Annotated in this window: 15 protein-coding genes; 7 read left to right on the forward strand and 8 right to left on the reverse strand. The window is 41.5% G+C overall.

Going from position 1 to position 16,076, the window contains the following annotated elements:
- Window positions 1-111 precede the first annotated feature (111 nt).
- Window positions 112-1,818 carry a C69 family dipeptidase gene (locus D8791_RS06130; protein ID WP_125446698.1) on the forward strand — a complete coding sequence of 569 codons (1,707 nt, stop codon included), beginning with the start codon at window positions 112-114 and terminating at the stop codon, window positions 1,816-1,818.
- A gap of 208 nt (window positions 1,819-2,026) precedes the next feature.
- Window positions 2,027-3,313: a peptidase U32 family protein gene (locus D8791_RS06135; RefSeq protein ID WP_125446700.1), complete on the forward strand. Its 1,287-nt coding sequence runs from the start codon at window positions 2,027-2,029 to the stop codon at window positions 3,311-3,313.
- Window positions 3,314-3,458: 145 nt separating this feature from the next.
- Here the strand turns inward: D8791_RS06135 and D8791_RS06140 are convergent, their stop codons facing one another.
- Window positions 3,459-3,815 carry a hypothetical protein gene (locus D8791_RS06140; protein WP_125446702.1) on the reverse strand — a complete coding sequence of 119 codons (357 nt, stop codon included), beginning with the start codon at window positions 3,813-3,815 and terminating at the stop codon, window positions 3,459-3,461.
- Window positions 3,816-3,904: 89 nt separating this feature from the next.
- Here D8791_RS06140 and D8791_RS06145 point away from each other — a divergent pair, with 89 nt between their 5' ends.
- On the forward strand, window positions 3,905-4,120 hold the full coding sequence (locus tag D8791_RS06145) for a YdbC family protein (protein ID WP_125446704.1): 216 nt from the start codon (window positions 3,905-3,907) through the stop codon (window positions 4,118-4,120).
- 9 nt (window positions 4,121-4,129) lie between these two features.
- Here the strand turns inward: D8791_RS06145 and D8791_RS06150 are convergent, their stop codons facing one another.
- Both D8791_RS06150 and gorA read right to left on the reverse strand, forming a co-directional pair.
- On the reverse strand, window positions 4,130-4,678 hold the full coding sequence (locus tag D8791_RS06150; RefSeq protein ID WP_125446706.1) for a biotin transporter BioY: 549 nt from the start codon (window positions 4,676-4,678) through the stop codon (window positions 4,130-4,132).
- A 641-nt stretch (window positions 4,679-5,319) separates the two neighbouring features.
- On the reverse strand, window positions 5,320-6,669 hold the full coding sequence (gorA, locus tag D8791_RS06155) for a glutathione-disulfide reductase (protein ID WP_125446708.1): 1,350 nt from the start codon (window positions 6,667-6,669) through the stop codon (window positions 5,320-5,322).
- A 213-nt stretch (window positions 6,670-6,882) separates the two neighbouring features.
- Here gorA and D8791_RS06160 point away from each other — a divergent pair, with 213 nt between their 5' ends.
- From D8791_RS06160 to D8791_RS06170, 3 genes are read left to right on the forward strand one after another with little or no spacing between them, the layout of a single operon-like run.
- Window positions 6,883-8,034 (forward strand): efflux RND transporter periplasmic adaptor subunit, encoded by a 1,152-nt coding sequence (locus D8791_RS06160; protein ID WP_125446710.1) that lies wholly within the window; start codon window positions 6,883-6,885, stop codon window positions 8,032-8,034.
- Window positions 8,018-8,716: an ABC transporter ATP-binding protein gene (locus D8791_RS06165; protein WP_045499278.1), complete on the forward strand. Its 699-nt coding sequence runs from the start codon at window positions 8,018-8,020 to the stop codon at window positions 8,714-8,716. The genes D8791_RS06160 and D8791_RS06165 overlap by 17 nt, the downstream gene beginning before the upstream one ends.
- Window positions 8,716-9,972, forward strand: a complete 1,257-nt coding sequence (locus D8791_RS06170; RefSeq protein ID WP_125446712.1) for an ABC transporter permease — start codon at window positions 8,716-8,718, stop codon at window positions 9,970-9,972. The genes D8791_RS06165 and D8791_RS06170 overlap by 1 nt, the downstream gene beginning before the upstream one ends.
- 97 nt (window positions 9,973-10,069) lie before the next feature.
- Here the strand turns inward: D8791_RS06170 and lysS are convergent, their stop codons facing one another.
- From lysS to D8791_RS06195, 5 genes are all read right to left on the reverse strand, one after another.
- The gene (lysS, locus tag D8791_RS06175) at window positions 10,070-11,560 is read right to left on the reverse strand and encodes a lysine--tRNA ligase (protein ID WP_125446714.1); all 1,491 of its coding nucleotides are present in this window, start codon (window positions 11,558-11,560) and stop codon (window positions 10,070-10,072) included.
- Window positions 11,561-11,652: 92 nt separating this feature from the next.
- Window positions 11,653-12,294, reverse strand: coding sequence for a histidine phosphatase family protein (locus D8791_RS06180; protein WP_125446716.1), 642 nt, complete (start codon window positions 12,292-12,294; stop codon window positions 11,653-11,655).
- A 36-nt stretch (window positions 12,295-12,330) separates the two neighbouring features.
- Window positions 12,331-12,807, reverse strand: coding sequence for an aminoacyl-tRNA deacylase (locus D8791_RS06185; RefSeq protein ID WP_015605425.1), 477 nt, complete (start codon window positions 12,805-12,807; stop codon window positions 12,331-12,333).
- Window positions 12,807-13,649 carry a DUF368 domain-containing protein gene (locus D8791_RS06190; RefSeq protein ID WP_125446718.1) on the reverse strand — a complete coding sequence of 281 codons (843 nt, stop codon included), beginning with the start codon at window positions 13,647-13,649 and terminating at the stop codon, window positions 12,807-12,809. Before D8791_RS06190 ends, D8791_RS06185 begins: the two co-directional genes overlap by 1 nt.
- Window positions 13,650-13,782: 133 nt before the next feature.
- The gene (locus tag D8791_RS06195) at window positions 13,783-14,628 is read right to left on the reverse strand and encodes a glycoside hydrolase family 25 protein (RefSeq protein WP_005590689.1); all 846 of its coding nucleotides are present in this window, start codon (window positions 14,626-14,628) and stop codon (window positions 13,783-13,785) included.
- Window positions 14,629-14,855: 227 nt separating this feature from the next.
- Here D8791_RS06195 and ftsW point away from each other — a divergent pair, with 227 nt between their 5' ends.
- Complete coding sequence (ftsW, locus tag D8791_RS06200) at window positions 14,856-16,070, forward strand: cell division peptidoglycan polymerase FtsW (RefSeq protein WP_125446720.1); 1,215 nt, start codon at window positions 14,856-14,858, stop codon at window positions 16,068-16,070.
- Window positions 16,071-16,076 lie beyond the last annotated feature (6 nt).

The following is a 16,076-nucleotide window of genomic DNA, read 5'->3' on the forward strand; positions in this document are numbered from 1 at the left end:
AAAAGATTAGAAAGAGAGTATACTAAAGTAGGAATGTTAAGGTATTACGGTTTATGTTGTTTAGACTGGGAGTTGATTCCAGCCCCGCAGATAGTCAAAAGGAGATAGACTATGAAGAAAATACTGCTCAGACTAATGTTCCTTGCAATGTTAGTTGCTCTTTTGCCTGTTCATGTGGCACAAGCGTGTTCTGCTTTTATTGTCGGTAAAGATCTGACAGCAGATGGCTCTACTCTATTTGGTCGGACAGAGGACTATCCATACGCCCCTGACGGTGGTCGGCACAATCAAAACTATGTAGTTGTGCCAGCTAAGACCTATAAAGATGGCGATAAGATAGAAGATGAGTCAAATGGCTTTACCTATCCGCATTTGGCGAATGAAATGAAATACACAGCTGTCTACGACTCTGATCGTGACAACGGAAGTAACGGAAACTTCGCTGCGCATGGCTTTAATGAACTTGGTGTAGCTATGACAGCGACCGTTTCAGCAACACCAAATGATAAAGTGCTAAAAGAAGATCCACTTGTAAAAGATGGTCTTCCAGAAGCATCATTAGTTGACCTTGCTTTGCCTCGTGCAAAAACAGCACGTGAAGTTATTGAGACAGTTGCGAAAGTTCTGGACGATAAAGGGTCAGCAGAAGGAAATATCATCGTTGCAGCAGATAAGAATGAGCTATGGTATATGGAAATCCTGTCTGGTCACCAATACGTAGCCATCAAATTCCCAACGAATAAGTATGCTGTCTTTGCGAACACTTACTATCTTGGTCACGTTGACTTGAACGATAAGGAAAATGTCATTGCTTCTAAAGATGTGGAAGAAGTAGCTAAAAAAGCAGACAACTATAAGACTGATAAAGATGGCAACTTCATGATTGCTAAATCTTACGGACCTGATGAATATATGGAACGTAACCGTTCACGTACCTATGCAGGTATCAAGTGGATGGATCCACAAGCAAAAGTAAATTATGACGATGAGGCTTTTGATCTCTTGCGTGAACCAACTGATCCAAATAAGAAATACACTGTTCATGATGTAATTGCTGAGCAACGGGATCGTTTTGAAACTTTGCCACAATATAAAGCAGATGACTTAGTTGAAGTCGGTAAGAAGATCGATGGCAATGTTTACAAATATGCGCTAGGTAACGAAAACGTAATCGACGCCCACGTTTATCAAATCAAACCAAACCTACCAAATGCCTTTGGCGGTGTTATGTGGCTGGGTCTGGCACAAAGTCGCAACACACCATATGTACCATTCTATGGTAATGTAGAAGATACTTACGAAGCTTTCAAGAACCGTTCTACTAAATATGACGGAAAATCTTGGTATTGGACTGTTTGGCATATTGACCAAATGGTTATGAAATATCCAGAAATCTTTGGTAACAGTATCCAAGAAAAATGGAAAGAAAAAGAAGCTGAATGGGATAAAGAACAGACCGAACGTGATGCCAAATATGCAAACTACACAGATGAACAAGCCAAAGCCGCTGGACCAGAAGTGACGAAGGAAGCCTTGGAACGCTCAGAAAAAATCTTTAAGGAAATCAAAGCAGTCGAAGCAGAGATGGAAGAAAAGATTAAGAAGGAAAAAGGTAAAGATGCAGATCTTGTCTATACAGGCTATAATAAAGCAAACCTCCTAGCAGAAGCAGAAAAAGGAAAATCAGCGGACAAAGCTAGCGATACGAAGAAAGATAGCTCAAGTCAAACTACTTGGATTGTCATCGGCGTATTGGTTGTGCTAGTTGGTGGATTCTTCGGATACAAACAATTTAATAAGAAGAAGGAGGAAGAATAAATTTTGAAAGAAAAGCTAGAAGTTTAAGACTTCTGGCTTTTTTCCTCTCTCAGATAATAAACCTATATTCTAAAATACTTAGTAAGGAGATGAGGATAGAAGATTAGAATTGTCAAAAAACTAGGCTTCATCTTGCTTTTAGCAGTAAATTGCTATAAAATAGATAGGGTTAAACATCAATACTTTTATATTGCAAATAGGAGAAAAGATGACAAAAAAATTAAAACGTCCAGAGGTGCTTTCACCAGCTGGTACGTTAGAAAAGTTGAAAGTAGCTGTTCGCTATGGAGCAGATGCTGTTTTTATTGGTGGTCAAGCCTATGGTTTGCGCAGTCGTGCGGGGAACTTCACTTTTGAGCAAATGGAAGAAGGTGTCCAATTTGCGGCTGAGCATGGTGCCAAGGTCTATGTAGCGGCCAATATGGTCATGCACGAAGGAAATGAGGCTGGAGCTGGAGAATGGTTCCGTCGTTTGAGAGACATTGGAATCGCGGCTGTTATTGTTTCTGACCCAGCCTTGATTGCGATTGCAGCATCAGAAGCACCTGGTCTGGAAATCCACCTATCGACTCAGGCTAGTGCGACCAACTATGAAACGCTTGAGTTTTGGAAGAACTTAGGCTTGACTCGTGTTGTCCTAGCTCGCGAAGTTTCTATGGCTGAGCTGGCAGAAATTCGCCGACGGACTGACGTTGAAATCGAAGCCTTTGTTCATGGAGCGATGTGTATTTCCTACTCCGGCCGCTGTACGTTATCCAATCACATGAGTATGCGCGACGCTAACCGCGGCGGTTGTTCGCAATCTTGTCGCTGGAAATATGATTTGTATGACATGCCTTTCGGACAAGAACGTAAGAGCTTGAAGGGTGAAATTCCAGAAGAATTTTCTATGTCAGCTGTTGATATGTCCATGATTGACCGCATTCCTGATATGATTGAAAATGGTGTTGATAGCTTGAAAATCGAAGGTCGGATGAAGTCTATTCACTACGTTTCAACGGTGACTAATTGCTACAAAGCAGCTGTGGACGCCTATTTGGAAAGCCCAGAAAAGTTTGAATCTATTAAGCAAGATCTAGTAGATGAAATGTGGAAAGTAGCCCAACGTGAGCTGGCAACTGGCTTTTACTATCATACGCCAACTGAGAATGAGCAGCTTTTCGGGGCCCGTCGTAAGATTCCAGAATACAAATTTGTAGCAGAAGTAGTTGCTTATGATGAGGCTACACAAACTGCGACTATTCGCCAGCGGAATGTCATCCATGAAGGCGATCAGGTGGAATTCTATGGACCTGGTTTCCGCCATTTTGAAACCTATATTACTGATCTCCATGATGAAAAAGGGAATAAGATTGACCGTGCGCCAAACCCAATGGAATTACTGACGATTACAGTTCCGCAGCCAGTCCAACCTGGTGACATGGTCCGTACCCGCAAGGAAGGTTTAATCAATTTGTATAAAGAGGATGGCACTAGTGTGACTGTTCGGGCTTAATCAGGCGCGAAAGTTGGAGCAATGTGCTTATCAAGTAGATATTGCCTACATGGTGGATACGAATTGATAACGGAAGTCCTTATTCTAAAAATTCAGCCATTGGCTTTAAAAATAAAACTCTTCAAATCGCTTTGGATTTGAAGAGTTATTTTTTGGATTTGCGGCTTTCGAGCCGAATATCTTTTCTCTGGGCTTCACGGATGTTATTGGGAACTAGACTGATGCGATGGATATCAGGCACACGGATGATGGTCGTCATGCTTTTTTTGAAATTCTTGACAATCAACTGCTGGCGGTCACGGTCATATTTGACAATATCTCCAGTAAAATTCTTATCCAGAAAAATAACATGGACACCAGAATTTTTTCGAAGAGCCAAGTCAATGGTCTGCAGGATGTGACTGTTGTCATCCTCTTCCTTATTCGTCTTTTTATAATTGATAAACTCATTCGTCTTTTGTAAAATCATTTCGAGATATTTTTTCATAGATAAAATCTCCATAACTTGTTACAATATATTATATAATAAAATAATTAAAAAAGTAAAATCTTTTACGAATAATGAGATAGAAAGTAGAAAAGAGGTAAAGTATGGCAGATTTTAAATTTGAAATCGAGGAAAAATTGCTCGTTTTATCAGAAAATGAAAAAGGTTGGACCAAGGAACTCAACCGCGTAAGTTTTAACGGTGCGCCTGCCAAGTACGATATTCGCACTTGGAGTCCTGGCCACAGCAAGATGGGCAAGGGAATTACCCTTTCCAATGAAGAGTTTCAAGTTCTTTTGGATGCATTTAAAAATGGATAGACGCAAAGTCTATCCGTTTTTATTGTCTGAAAAATAGGGATGAAAAGCCAGACTCCTAAACATAGGAATGCTGATGAGCGTGATTGCGACAATTTTTAAAAGATCGGGAAGAATGAAAGGTGTGACACCAACAGCAATGGCTTTAGAAAATCCCATGTTAGCCAGAAAATGAAGTCCGATTACGCCACCGATAAAAACCAGTGCATCTCCGAGCAAGTTAGCCAAAAGGATCGTGTAAAACTTGCTATCCTGGCTTGTCAGACTGGAAGTAATCAGCGCAAAGAGCAGATATGCCCAAAGGTAGCCCGCGCTTGGACCAATAAGTGCTTGAAATCCACCGCTTCCTCCGGCAAATACCGGCAGACCAATAGCTCCTAGCAGCAGATAAAGCAGCACAGACAAGACAGCCTCGCGGGTTTTAAAAATGGTTGCAATTAAACCTACAGCAAAGGTCTGTAGAGTAATGGGAATCGGTCCAATGGAGAAACTAAACTGAGACAGCACAGTCAATATGGCAGCACCGATTGCAGGGAGAATGAATGAAAAGGATTTGTTCATAATAGTAAACCTCTTTTTTAAAATATGGTAACTATTTTAAAATAAAATAAAAAAAAGTCAAGTCTTTTTACATCAGACTAGACAGTTGTTTGTTTATTTCCGCTTTTTGCGGCTCCGAATGAGGAGGAAGATAAAGGCGATTAACCCAAAAATATTAAAGAAAATAATTCCCAGAGCTGCTAATAATTTTTTCGATTTGCTCATTTCCAATCCCCTTTCTCTTAGTATTTCTTCTTATCATATCAAAAATTCCTCTTCTTGAATAGCAGAAAGTGTAAAAGATAGCTGGCAAGTAAATACAGCAAAAAAATAAGACTGTCTTGAAAAGTTACAATTCATAAGCTTGTTTAGAATAAGTGACCCAGCCGAATAAAAAAGAGGAAGATTCTTTACATAAATCTTCCCTAATTTTAGAATTAATTTAGAATTTCTTGAATGATAATTGAATTTTATGCTTTAAAATAAAGTAAGAAGTCAAAGAATAAATCCAGATAGTGTGACTAGCTCTATCCAAATGGCATAAGACTTCTTTCTTACAAAAATGTAAGATAAAAATCAAAAATGAAAGGATAAGTTATGGTTGCCTTCTCTTCTTTATTTTATGATAATAATGAGCTTTAGAAAGGCCAAAGAAGAAGCTTTTAGCGCATGGTGACAAATTCTTCGGAGCCGGTTGGGTGGATGGCAACGGTAGCGTCGAAATCGGCTTTGGTAGCTCCCATCTTAATAGCAACGGCGAAGCCCTGAATCATTTCATCTACGCCATAGCCAATGCCGTGGAGGCCGACAACTTTTTCATCGTGACCAGCAGTGATAAGCTTAAACTTGGCCTGCTGGCGGTGCTGGGTGACAGCTGAGTACATAGAGGTAAAGCTAGAGGTGTAGACATGAATTTGCTCAACACCATAATCTCGAACAGCTTCTTCCTCCGTCAGCCCCACTGTTCCAATAGCGGGATGGGAGAAGACGACAGTAGGAATCGTTGAGTAATCCATCTTGGCATCTGTCTTGCCGTTAAAGAGGCGCTCAGACAGGGTGCGTCCAGCCTTGATTGCTACTGGTGTCAGCTCTTTTTCGCCCGTCACATCGCCCAAGGCATAGATGCCAGGTACGACAGTATTTTGGTATTCATCCACAGCGATGAAGCCTCGGTCATTTAGGGTAACTCCTGCAGCATCAAGATTGAGCCCTTGGACATTTGGCTTGCGGCCAATAGCCCAAATAATCCGTTCGGCAATATGGCTACTGCCGTCTTGGAAGTAGAGTTGTAGTTGGCCATCGGCCAGTTTTTCCACTCGTTCGGGTATCTTGTGAGCATGAAGACTAGGACCAGATTTTTCCATCTCTGCCACCAATCCGTCAATCAGATAACTATCGAAATTGCGGAGGGGACGGTCACGGCGGACAAAGAGATCCGTATTGACACCTAGAGTATGGAGGACACCAGCAAGCTCCACTGCGATATAGCCTGCTCCGACAACGGCAACAGACTTGGGAAGCTCTTCCCAAGCAAAGACATCATCAGAAGTCTCACCGTATTCGGCACCGGGAATCTGAGGAATGGCTGCATGTGCACCTGTTGCAATGATGATGTGCTTGGCGCGAATCAATTCTCCATTGACTTCGACTGTATGCTTGTCAACGAAATGAGCGCGACCTTCGATCAGTTCAACGCCGTTGCGTTTGAAGCTTCCATCATAGGATGAACGAGCGCGGTCAATGTAGGCTTCCCGGTTTTTTCGCAAGGTAGCAAAGTCAAAGTGCTGATTTTCTGAAGTAAAGCCATAGTCTGGTCCATAGTGCTGGATGGCCTCGGCAATCTGAGCACCGTACCACATGATTTTTTTAGGGACACAACCGACATTGACACAGGTTCCCCCTAATTTCTTTTCTTCAATGACAGCTGCCTTGGCACCATGTTCGCCAGCACGATTCATGGTAGCAATGCCCCCGCTACCCCCGCCAATTGCAATAATATCGAATTCTTTCATAGTTAGATAAAAGCTCCTTTAATCAATATGAAGTAATTGTACCTTTTTTAGAAAATGAATGCAAAAATCTGCTATGTTTTAGAGATTGATTCATGGTTTATGAAGGAAATCCGACCGTTCAGGGAATTTACTTCTTTTCCTATCACAATATGATAGGTTATGATATAATGTAGTATAAAAGAAAAATGGTTTTCATCAAGAGGAGGAAAATAGATGAAAAAGCTGAAAAAATGGCAGCTATTTAGTATTATCGGAGTTGCTGTTGTAGTTGTAGTAGGAGCAATTTCTGCAATGGTCCTGAGCAATCTTAGTTCTACCACAGAACCTAAGGAAGTTGCACCAATTGTGCAGCAGGCAAAAGAAGGTAGCATAGCCTCATCTGTCCTGTTGACGGGGACCGTAACGGCTAACTCAGAGCAATATGTTTATTATGATGCTACCAAGGGCGACTTGGAGTCCGTCCTAGTCAATGTTGGCGACCAAGTAGCTGTAGGCCAAGCACTTGTTCAATATAAGAGCACAGAAGCTCAAGCAAACTATGATGCCGCAGTTCGTGCTGTCAATAAGGCTGACCGTCAGATTAATGACTTACAGACAAATGGGACGACAGTAGAAAAAACTGGCGATGAAGAGACGGATAGTAAGTCCCTTGCTTCTGCTCAACGTACAGTCAATTCTCAACTGGCTGATTTGCGTGATGCACGTTCTGACGCTGTGGATAATATGAACAAGGCACAAGCTTTGTTAAATGCAGCGACTGTTACAAGCACTGTTGAGGGAACAGTAGTAGAAGTAAATCGCGATGTATCCAAATCAACAACAGGAACCAACCAAACCTTGGTGCATATTGTCAGCAACGGCAGTCTTCAAATCAAGGGAGAACTCTCTGAATACAATCTGGCTAATTTGTCAGTTGGACAAGAAGTAACCATTACCTCAAAAGTGTATCCAGATAAAAAATGGACAGGTAAAATTAGCTATATTTCCAACTATCCTAAGGATGGACAGCAAGCTTCATCAACTAATACAGGTGGCGCGGCTTCCTCTGTAAAATATCCATTTACAGTCGATATTACAAGTGAAATTGGTGATTTGAAGCAAGGTTTCTCTGTCAGCGTTGAAGTGAAAAACAATACAAAAGGGATTCTTGTACCGGCAAGCAGTATTATCTCAGACGGAGACAAGAACTACGTTTGGACTGTCGAAAAAGGTAAAGCAAAGAAAGTGGAAGTGACCTTAGGGAATGCTGATGCTGAAAATCAAGAAATCTCATCTGGTTTGACAAAAGACAGTAAAGTTATCACCAATCCAACAGATAGCTTGAAAGATGGTCAAGAGGTGAAAGCGGATGAAAAAACTCATTGATCTACGGAATATTAATAAAACCTATCGGAATGGTGATCAAGAACTTAAAGTTTTAAAAAATATCAATTTGACAGTTGAAGAGGGCGAGTTTGTGGCTATCATGGGGCCGTCTGGTTCCGGGAAGTCCACCCTGATGAATATTATCGGGATGTTGGATCGTCCGTCTACTGGCGAGTATTTTTTAGGAAATGAAGATGTTGCAAACTTGGGTGATAAGAAGTTAGCCAAGGTGCGAAATAATCAAATCGGCTTCGTTTTTCAGCAATTTTTCCTCTTATCTAAATTAAATGCCCTTCAAAATGTAGAACTCCCGCTGATTTATGCAGGGGCGTCACAAGGAAGTCGCAGAAATCTAGCTAAGCAGTATTTAGAAAAAGTAGATTTGGGTACTCGTATGACTCATTTGCCCTCAGAATTGTCTGGGGGGCAGAAGCAACGTGTTGCTATCGCGCGTGCCTTGGTAAATAATCCTTCGATTATTCTTGCTGACGAGCCGACAGGAGCCCTCGATACCAAAACTGGAGAGCAAATCATGGAACTCTTGACGGAGTTGAACGCTGAAGGAAAAACGATTATCATGGTTACTCATGAACCTGAAATTGCTGCCTATGCTAAGCGTCAGATTGTCATTCGTGATGGAGTCATCTCTTCAGATAGTGCTGAGAAGGAGGAACGTGATTAATGCAAAATTTTAAATTTGCCATTAGTTCCATTCTTGGGCATAAGATGCGGGCTTTTCTGACTATGATTGGGATTATCATCGGTGTTGCGTCTGTTGTCGTCATCTTGGCACTGGGAAATGGAATGCAACAGGGAGTCACCAAGAGCATCACCAAAGAACAGAAGTATGTAAGCTTGCTTTATTCTCCCACTAAAAATAATTATACGATGGGAGTTAATTTGATGGAGGTCAATGGTGGTCAAGATGCAGATAGTGAGATACTAGAGGAACCACCTGTTGTCCAAGAATCTTGGGTTAAGGAACTATTGAAGATTGACGGAGTCAAGGGCTATTATGTGACCAACGGTTCGACAGCTGACTTTTCTTATCAGAACAAGAAGTCTGATAAGGTCAACATTACGGGCGTGAATGCTACATTCTTTAAAATTAGAAAATATGAGATTTTAGCTGGACGGACTCTCCTGCCTAGTGACTATCAAAGTTTTTCTAATGTGATGATGATCGATGAGACAGTGGCGAACAGCCTGTTTGGAAGTAGTGCAGAAGCCCTGAATAAAATAGTTTCAGTCGGTGATAGTAACTATCGGGTTGTTGGTATCTATAAGGATCCCAATGCTGGTCAGAGCATGAGTATGAGCTCAGGTAGCGCCCTGATGGCTAATACACAGGTGGCATCTGAATTTCATACAGATGAAATTGCAACTGTCTATATCTATGTGCCAGAAGTGGATCGTATCAACGAAGTTGGTGTAGAAGCAGCCAAAGAATTGACGGCTCTTTCAGGAGCTCGTCAAGGAGAATATCAAATCCTGAATATGGATACCTTGCTGGAGCAGTACAATCAAATCACAGGAACTATGACCGGTGTTATCGGAGCTATTGCAGGAATTTCCCTCTTTGTTGGTGGTATCGGTGTGATGAATATCATGCTAGTATCCGTTACAGAGCGGACACGGGAAATTGGTTTGCGAAAAGCTCTTGGAGCAACGCGTGGAAATATTCTCACGCAGTTCTTGATTGAATCCATGGTATTGACCCTTATCGGTGGCCTGCTTGGTCTTAGCCTTGCCTATGGAATCAATGCTCTGCTAGCTGCAGTCGTACCTGAAAACGTATTTGGAGGCCCACCAGTTGTCTCTGTCACTGCAGCAGTTGGAAGCCTTGTCTTCTCAGCCATGGTTGGGATTGTCTTTGGTATCCTGCCAGCCAATAAAGCATCTAAATTAGATCCGATTGAAGCGTTGAGATATGAATAATGTTAGCAAAAGTCTGGGAAACCAGACTTTTTGTCATGTAAAAAATCCCGATGGAATTCCAGCGGGATTTGTTTTTTAAAATTGTGTAAGTTTGAGATTACTTCATTGTTGGGAAGAGCAATACATCGCGAATCGTAGTCACATCTGTCAGTAACATTACGAGACGGTCGATACCGATTCCGAGGCCTCCAGTTGGTGGCATACCGTATTCCAAAGCTTCAACGTAATCATAGTCGATGCCAGTTGCTTCGTCATCGCCCAGTTCTTTAGCTTTTGCCTGTGCTTCAAAACGAGATAATTGATCAATTGGATCGTTCAGCTCAGTGAAGGCGTTGGCATATTCTTTGGTCATGATGAAGAGCTCAAAGCGGTCCGTGAAGCGTGGGTCTTCTGGGTTTTTCTTAGCCAGAGGTGACACAGCGACAGGGTGACCATAGACAAAGGTTGGCTGAATCAAGGTTTCTTCAACAAATTCTTCAAAGAAAGCATTGATGATGTGTCCAACTTCAGTATAATGTTTTTCAACTGGTACTCTCTTTTCTTTAGCCAAGGAAGCAGCTTCTTCGAAGGTCATATCTTGCCAGAAGTCTACGCCAGTGATCTCTTTAATAGCATCCACCATGTGAACACGTTTGAATGGCTCGTTGATCTTGATCTCAGTGCCTTGGTAGTTGACTGGTCCATCTCCTTTTACAGAAATGGCAGCGTGTTGGATGATGCCTTCTGTCAAGTCCATGATATCTTGGAAGTCCGCATAGGCTTGATAAACCTCGATAGAAGTGAACTCAGGGTTGTGAGTGGCGTCCATCCCTTCGTTACGGAAGATACGGCCAATTTCATAGACGCGTTCCATACCACCGACGATGAGACGTTTCAAGTGAAGCTCAGTTGCAATCCGCAGTACCATGTCAATGTTTTGAGCATTGTGGTGAGTAATGAATGGACGAGCAGCAGCACCGCCTGCTTCGTTGTGGAGAACAGGTGTTTCAACTTCAAGGAAGCCTTGACCATCCAAGTAACGGCGGATTTCTGAGATAATTTTTGAGCGAGTAACAAAGCGCTCAAAGCTTTCACGGTTGGAAATCAAGTCCAAATAACGTTTACGGTAGATAGTTTCTACGTCAGTCAAACCGTGGAATTTCTCTGGAAGGGGACGCAAAGCTTTTGAAAGGTGAGTAATATGCGTTGCTTTGATAGAGAGTTCTCCCATATCTGTGCGCATCACATCGCCTTCAATTCCCAAGAAGTCACCCAAGTCAGCCTTTTTGAAAATCTCATAGTTTTCTTCACCAACTTCGTCCTTACGAACGTAAATCTGGATTTGGCCTTCACGGTCTTGGATGTGGGCGAAGCCGACTTTCCCTTTTCCACGTTTAGTCATCAAACGACCAGCAATAGTTGCTTTTTCGTTTAATTCATGTAATTCTTCTTTGGATTTGTCGTTGTATTTTTCTTTAAGTTGAGCAGAATTTGCAGTACGTTCAAAACGTTTTCCGAAAGGATCAATTCCTTGCTCAGCCAGCGCGGCCATTTTTTCACGGCGAATAATCTGCTGGTCATTTAGTTCTTCAATATGTTCAGTAGTCATTTTCTTCCTCCTAAGGCTTTCCTTTCTATTTTATCACAAAATCAAAGGAAATTCAGCAATAATTATCGATAAAAATAGAAAAACTGCGATGTTTAAAGATTCGCAGTTTTATCTGTTCGCATGTAATCTAAGTTGTTCCAAGCAAGTAACTTGAAAGAGTCAAAGTCGTCTGTTTCCAAAATGGTGACGCTAGCATTGGCCAAGCCTCCGTCCTTACGGAGCAGGGACGTTTCATAACCGAGTAGCCGACGAATACTGGCAGTTAGGTTAGCTCCATGACCGACAATTAGGACATTCTGAAAATCTTTCCCTTTGAGAGACTTCACGAAGGAAATTGTTCGATTGGTGGTTTGAGCGACGGATTCTGCATCAAATAGTTGGGGATCAAACTGGGATAGATCGTGGCGAAAAGCCCACATCTGCTGAGGATAAGTGGCTTCTACAGTAGCAATTTTGGCTCCTTCCAGTTTTCCAAGAGCCCACTCTCTTAGTTGAGGAGTTGGAACAATATCGGTTTGATACTGGTTTTCACTTTGGATGATCTCTGCAGAACGGTAAGCGCGCGGCAAATCGCTGGAGTAGATTTTATCAAATTGAACGTTTGATAAATGCTTGCCCAAGCGCTTGAGCTCATCAATGGATGTCGCCAGCAGTGGAGAATCTCCGCTGGCTCCTTGGAAACGCATTTCTAGATTCCATTCGGTTTTTCCATGTCGGATAAAATACAATTTCATATCAAGGTCCTTCTTTTTCCTTTTGAAGCTAAAAACTTAGTCCTCTTTCAAGTCCGCAAACTGTGCTTGAACAAAGTCAGCCAAGTCCTGAGCCTTGATCTGGATGCTACGGCCGACTTCACCAGCAGAAACAATAATACTTTCGCGACTCAGAGCTGTTTGGTCGATGAAAATGGGGAAGGAGTGCTTTTGGCGAATGCCGACAGGATTATTGGCGCCATGGATGTAACCAGTCGTTTTTTCTAAATCTTTCTGCGGAATCATGCTAACTTTTTTATTGCCTGAAATTTTTGCTAATTTCTTTTCCGACAGATGTTCGGTGATGGGGAGAATGCCAATGACTGTTCCTGTTTTATCACCGTTTAAAGCCAGTGTTTTATAAATGAGTGAGCGGTCAAATTCTTCGGTCAGGTTATCATCCAAAGCGTTAATTTGCAAGCCTTGGTGCTCAATTTTTGCCTTGTTTAAAATTTGCTCGACTAATGTTTTTTTGAGTTTTGTCTTTTTAGCCATTATTTATATTTCTCTTCTAATTGGGACATCCAAATTCCTAGCCAGATACCTAGTCCAAAGAAAAAGGCAGCAAGAACGAGTGTGAAAATGGATACTCCTGCATAACTAATGCTCTCACTGTTGCCACTTTGAGGGAGAACAATGAGCAAGGTACTGGACAATACAATGCCAATGATAAAATGGTAAACGCGGGAATGATAATGTTTCAAAATGTAGTCCATGGCTTTTGAAAAGAGAATCAGAGCCAGAGCGCCACCGATACCGATTGGCAGGAAAGTGCCAAATAAATCCAGGCGTTTAAATCCTGTCAGCATGGGAGTATAGAGTCCTAGAATCAATAGCAGATTTGAAGGGCTGAGTCCCGGAATCAAGATTCCTAAGGCGATAAGGGCACCCGCTAAAACAAAGGATAAGAAGTTAGCTGGTAGTGTTCCCACCATTCCATTCAGTGAGTAGAGGAAGACGCCCGACAAGATGAAACTAAGCCAGAAGGTAATAGTATCAGCTCGATCTCTGTCGGATTCTTTGACAGATTCTTTGATCAGGCTGGGAATGGTGCCGATGATGGCTCCAGCAAAGCCCCAGAGAACGATAACCTTGTAATTATCCAGCAAGAGATTGACTGGATAGGAGAAGGCTGCGATCCCTAAAACCATCCCAATAGCTACAGGAGTGAAGTAGAGAACATTCTCGACAAAATTTTCTTTGATATGGGCTAAAAAGCGAATCATTCGCTCATAAATCCCCAAAATAGCAGCTAATACACCGCCAGACACACCAGGCAGAATGAAGCCAAGCGCGATAATCATTCCTTTTAAAACTCTAGCAATCCATGAAATCATAATATCTCCCTACATGTTTTTTCATTAAACTATTGTACCATAAAGCTACATACTTTTCTGAAAAAAGCAAGAAAAATATCTTGTACAGAGAAAAAAAGATACAAGATTTCCTAACAATTATCTTGCATCTTTTTTATTTTGGTGTTGAAAATAATTTCTTGTAAGTCTCTTTTTTATCCTGTACAGGAGAGAGCTGATTGAGGTCTAAGTTATGTGGGAAACCTTCCAATTTACCTTCTGAGGTATATTGATGTAGGTCATAGGGCTGTTCAGTATTTGGAGCAGCGTTATAGTAGCCGTCATTATAGCCATAAGTCGGAATCCAAACGGCAGTAAATTTTTCAGTCGAGATACTATGCTCTTCCATAAAGTAGGTTCCAATGTAGATACCAATATTCTGAGCTCCAAGACTTTCAAGCTTGGCACGAAAGGCCTCGATTCCTGCGTTCATGTCGCCCATGGTCTTTTCTTCAACATCAAGCCAGTAAAAGGTAGGTTTATATTTCGAAGATGCCTTGTAAAAGCTCTCTGCCTCTTTTTCCATTTCTTTGATATTGCCTGCTGCTATATAAGCATAGACAGCTACAGGGATCCCCCGTTTTTGAAACTCTTGGATATGGGTGGCAAATGATTTGTCAAGTCCATTTAAATGAGTGGCAACATTTTCTTTTTTTGCTTGAGCTCCACTATGCACGCGAATGATAGCACCAGAAATATTTGTTGATAAGGTGTCATAGTCTATTTCGCTGGGCAATTGCCAACCGGAAAGGTCAACGATAGGCTTATTAAGCAATTCTTCCTCAGGTTCGTCTGAAGGAGCTTCCTCCTTTTTTTTCTTGGTTGTCACCTGACTGACTTGAGATTTTTTTGTTTGGGCTTGTCGATTTTGCAGATCAAGCTGGTGTTTGCTTATGACAATATATAGAATAAAGCAAGCAAAGAATAGCAAGAGTGCAAGCGGTTTAATCCTTTTTCTCATACTGTTTCATTGTAACGTAAAATAAATAGAAAAGCAAAGTATTTATCTATATTTCCAGCGAAATACGAAAATGTAATCTGATTGCAATAGAAGATAAAACAATTTGAAATATTTGGATATTTGAGGCGATAAATAAGTAAATATCTATTGAGGCCATCCTAATGCTTTTTTTTCGAATCAAAAAGTGGTATAATGAAGTTCGAATTTTTAGAATAAATTGGTGAAATATGAAAATTGACAAAAAGCATTTATTGAATTACTCAATTTTGATTCCGTACATGCTGTTATCTGGCATTGGCTTGATTGTCGTTTATTCCACGACGAGCCCCATCCTCATTCAAAATGGGCTCAATAGTTTTCGAATGGTCGCCACTCAAGCAGGTTTTTGGCTCTTCAGCTTGGTGATGATTGGGATTATTTACCGAATGAAGCTGGATTTTCTGAAGAGGCCAGGAGTGATTACGTTTGTTATCATAGCTGAAATTATTCTGCTTTTACTCTCACGCTTTATCACAGGAACGATCAATGGGGCACACGGTTGGCTCAAAGTCGGTCCAGTTACTGCTCAGCCAGCAGAATACCTGAAGATTATTTTGGTCTGGTATTTGGCCCTACAGTTTTCTAAGAAACAAGAGCAAATAGAAGTATATGATTATCAAGCAATCACCTTTAATCAGTTGATTCCACGTGCTGTTACGGATTGGCGGGTTATTGTTGCTTTCTTGATAGGCCTGGTGGTTATCATGCCCGACTTAGGCAATGCGACCATTTTGCTCTTAACAGTTTTGATTGTAATTTCCACCAGCGGAATTGCTTACAGATGGTTCTCAACCATGCTTGGCGCTGTTGTAGGAGGGTCGGCAGCAGTTTTAGCGAGTATTTGGTTGATAGGTGTCAAGCGTGTTGAGCAAGTTCCTGTTTTTGGATATGTCGCAAAGCGTTTTAGTGCCTTTTTCAATCCATTTGACGATTTGTCTGGCTCAGGTCACCAGTTGGCCAATTCTTACTATGCCATGAGTAATGGTGGTTGGTTTGGCTTAGGTTTAGGAAACTCCATTGAAAAACGAGGTTATCTACCAGAGGCTCATACCGACTTTGTTTTCTCGATTGTTATTGAGGAAGTTGGATTCTTTGGAGCTACTTTAATTTTAGCCCTGCTCTTTTTCTTGATTTTACGAATTATTCTCGTAGGTACAAGGGCCAAGGATCCATTTAATTCTATGATGGCTTTGGGAATTGGCGGTATGATTCTGATGCAAACCTTTGTCAATATTGGTGGTATTTCGGGCTTGATTCCTTCAACCGGTGTAACCTTCCCGTTCTTATCTCAGGGGGGAAACAGTTTACTGGTTTTATCGGTTGCCATTGCCTTTGTTTTAAATATTGATGCCAATGAGCGACGAAACGTCATGTATCAGGAATTAGAAGTCAGTCAATCCTAAAAGATC

It is taken from the genome of Streptococcus cristatus (assembly GCF_003943515.1).
Taxonomy (GTDB): Bacteria; Bacillota; Bacilli; order Lactobacillales; family Streptococcaceae; genus Streptococcus; species Streptococcus cristatus_D.

Excerpts from the sequence above, each read along its gene's own strand:
- D8791_RS06160 (WP_125446710.1), top strand. The coding sequence starts at position 6,883 with ATGAAAAAGCTGAAAAAATGGCAGCTATTTAGTATTATCGGAGTTGCT.
- D8791_RS06150 (WP_125446706.1), bottom strand. The coding sequence starts at position 4,678 with ATGAACAAATCCTTTTCATTCATTCTCCCTGCAATCGGTGCTGCCATA.
- D8791_RS06185 (WP_015605425.1), bottom strand. The coding sequence starts at position 12,807 with ATGGCTAAAAAGACAAAACTCAAAAAAACATTAGTCGAGCAAATTTTA.
- lysS (WP_125446714.1), bottom strand. The coding sequence starts at position 11,560 with ATGACTACTGAACATATTGAAGAACTAAATGACCAGCAGATTATTCGC.
- D8791_RS06140 (WP_125446702.1), bottom strand. The coding sequence starts at position 3,815 with ATGGAGATTTTATCTATGAAAAAATATCTCGAAATGATTTTACAAAAG.
- D8791_RS06145 (WP_125446704.1), top strand. The coding sequence starts at position 3,905 with ATGGCAGATTTTAAATTTGAAATCGAGGAAAAATTGCTCGTTTTATCA.
- gorA (WP_125446708.1), bottom strand. The coding sequence starts at position 6,669 with ATGAAAGAATTCGATATTATTGCAATTGGCGGGGGTAGCGGGGGCATT.
- D8791_RS06165 (WP_045499278.1), top strand. The coding sequence starts at position 8,018 with ATGAAAAAACTCATTGATCTACGGAATATTAATAAAACCTATCGGAAT.
- D8791_RS06195 (WP_005590689.1), bottom strand. The coding sequence starts at position 14,628 with ATGAGAAAAAGGATTAAACCGCTTGCACTCTTGCTATTCTTTGCTTGC.
- D8791_RS06170 (WP_125446712.1), top strand. The coding sequence starts at position 8,716 with ATGCAAAATTTTAAATTTGCCATTAGTTCCATTCTTGGGCATAAGATG.
- D8791_RS06180 (WP_125446716.1), bottom strand. The coding sequence starts at position 12,294 with ATGAAATTGTATTTTATCCGACATGGAAAAACCGAATGGAATCTAGAA.
- D8791_RS06190 (WP_125446718.1), bottom strand. The coding sequence starts at position 13,649 with ATGATTTCATGGATTGCTAGAGTTTTAAAAGGAATGATTATCGCGCTT.
- D8791_RS06130 (WP_125446698.1), top strand. The coding sequence starts at position 112 with ATGAAGAAAATACTGCTCAGACTAATGTTCCTTGCAATGTTAGTTGCT.
- D8791_RS06135 (WP_125446700.1), top strand. The coding sequence starts at position 2,027 with ATGACAAAAAAATTAAAACGTCCAGAGGTGCTTTCACCAGCTGGTACG.
- ftsW (WP_125446720.1), top strand. The coding sequence starts at position 14,856 with ATGAAAATTGACAAAAAGCATTTATTGAATTACTCAATTTTGATTCCG.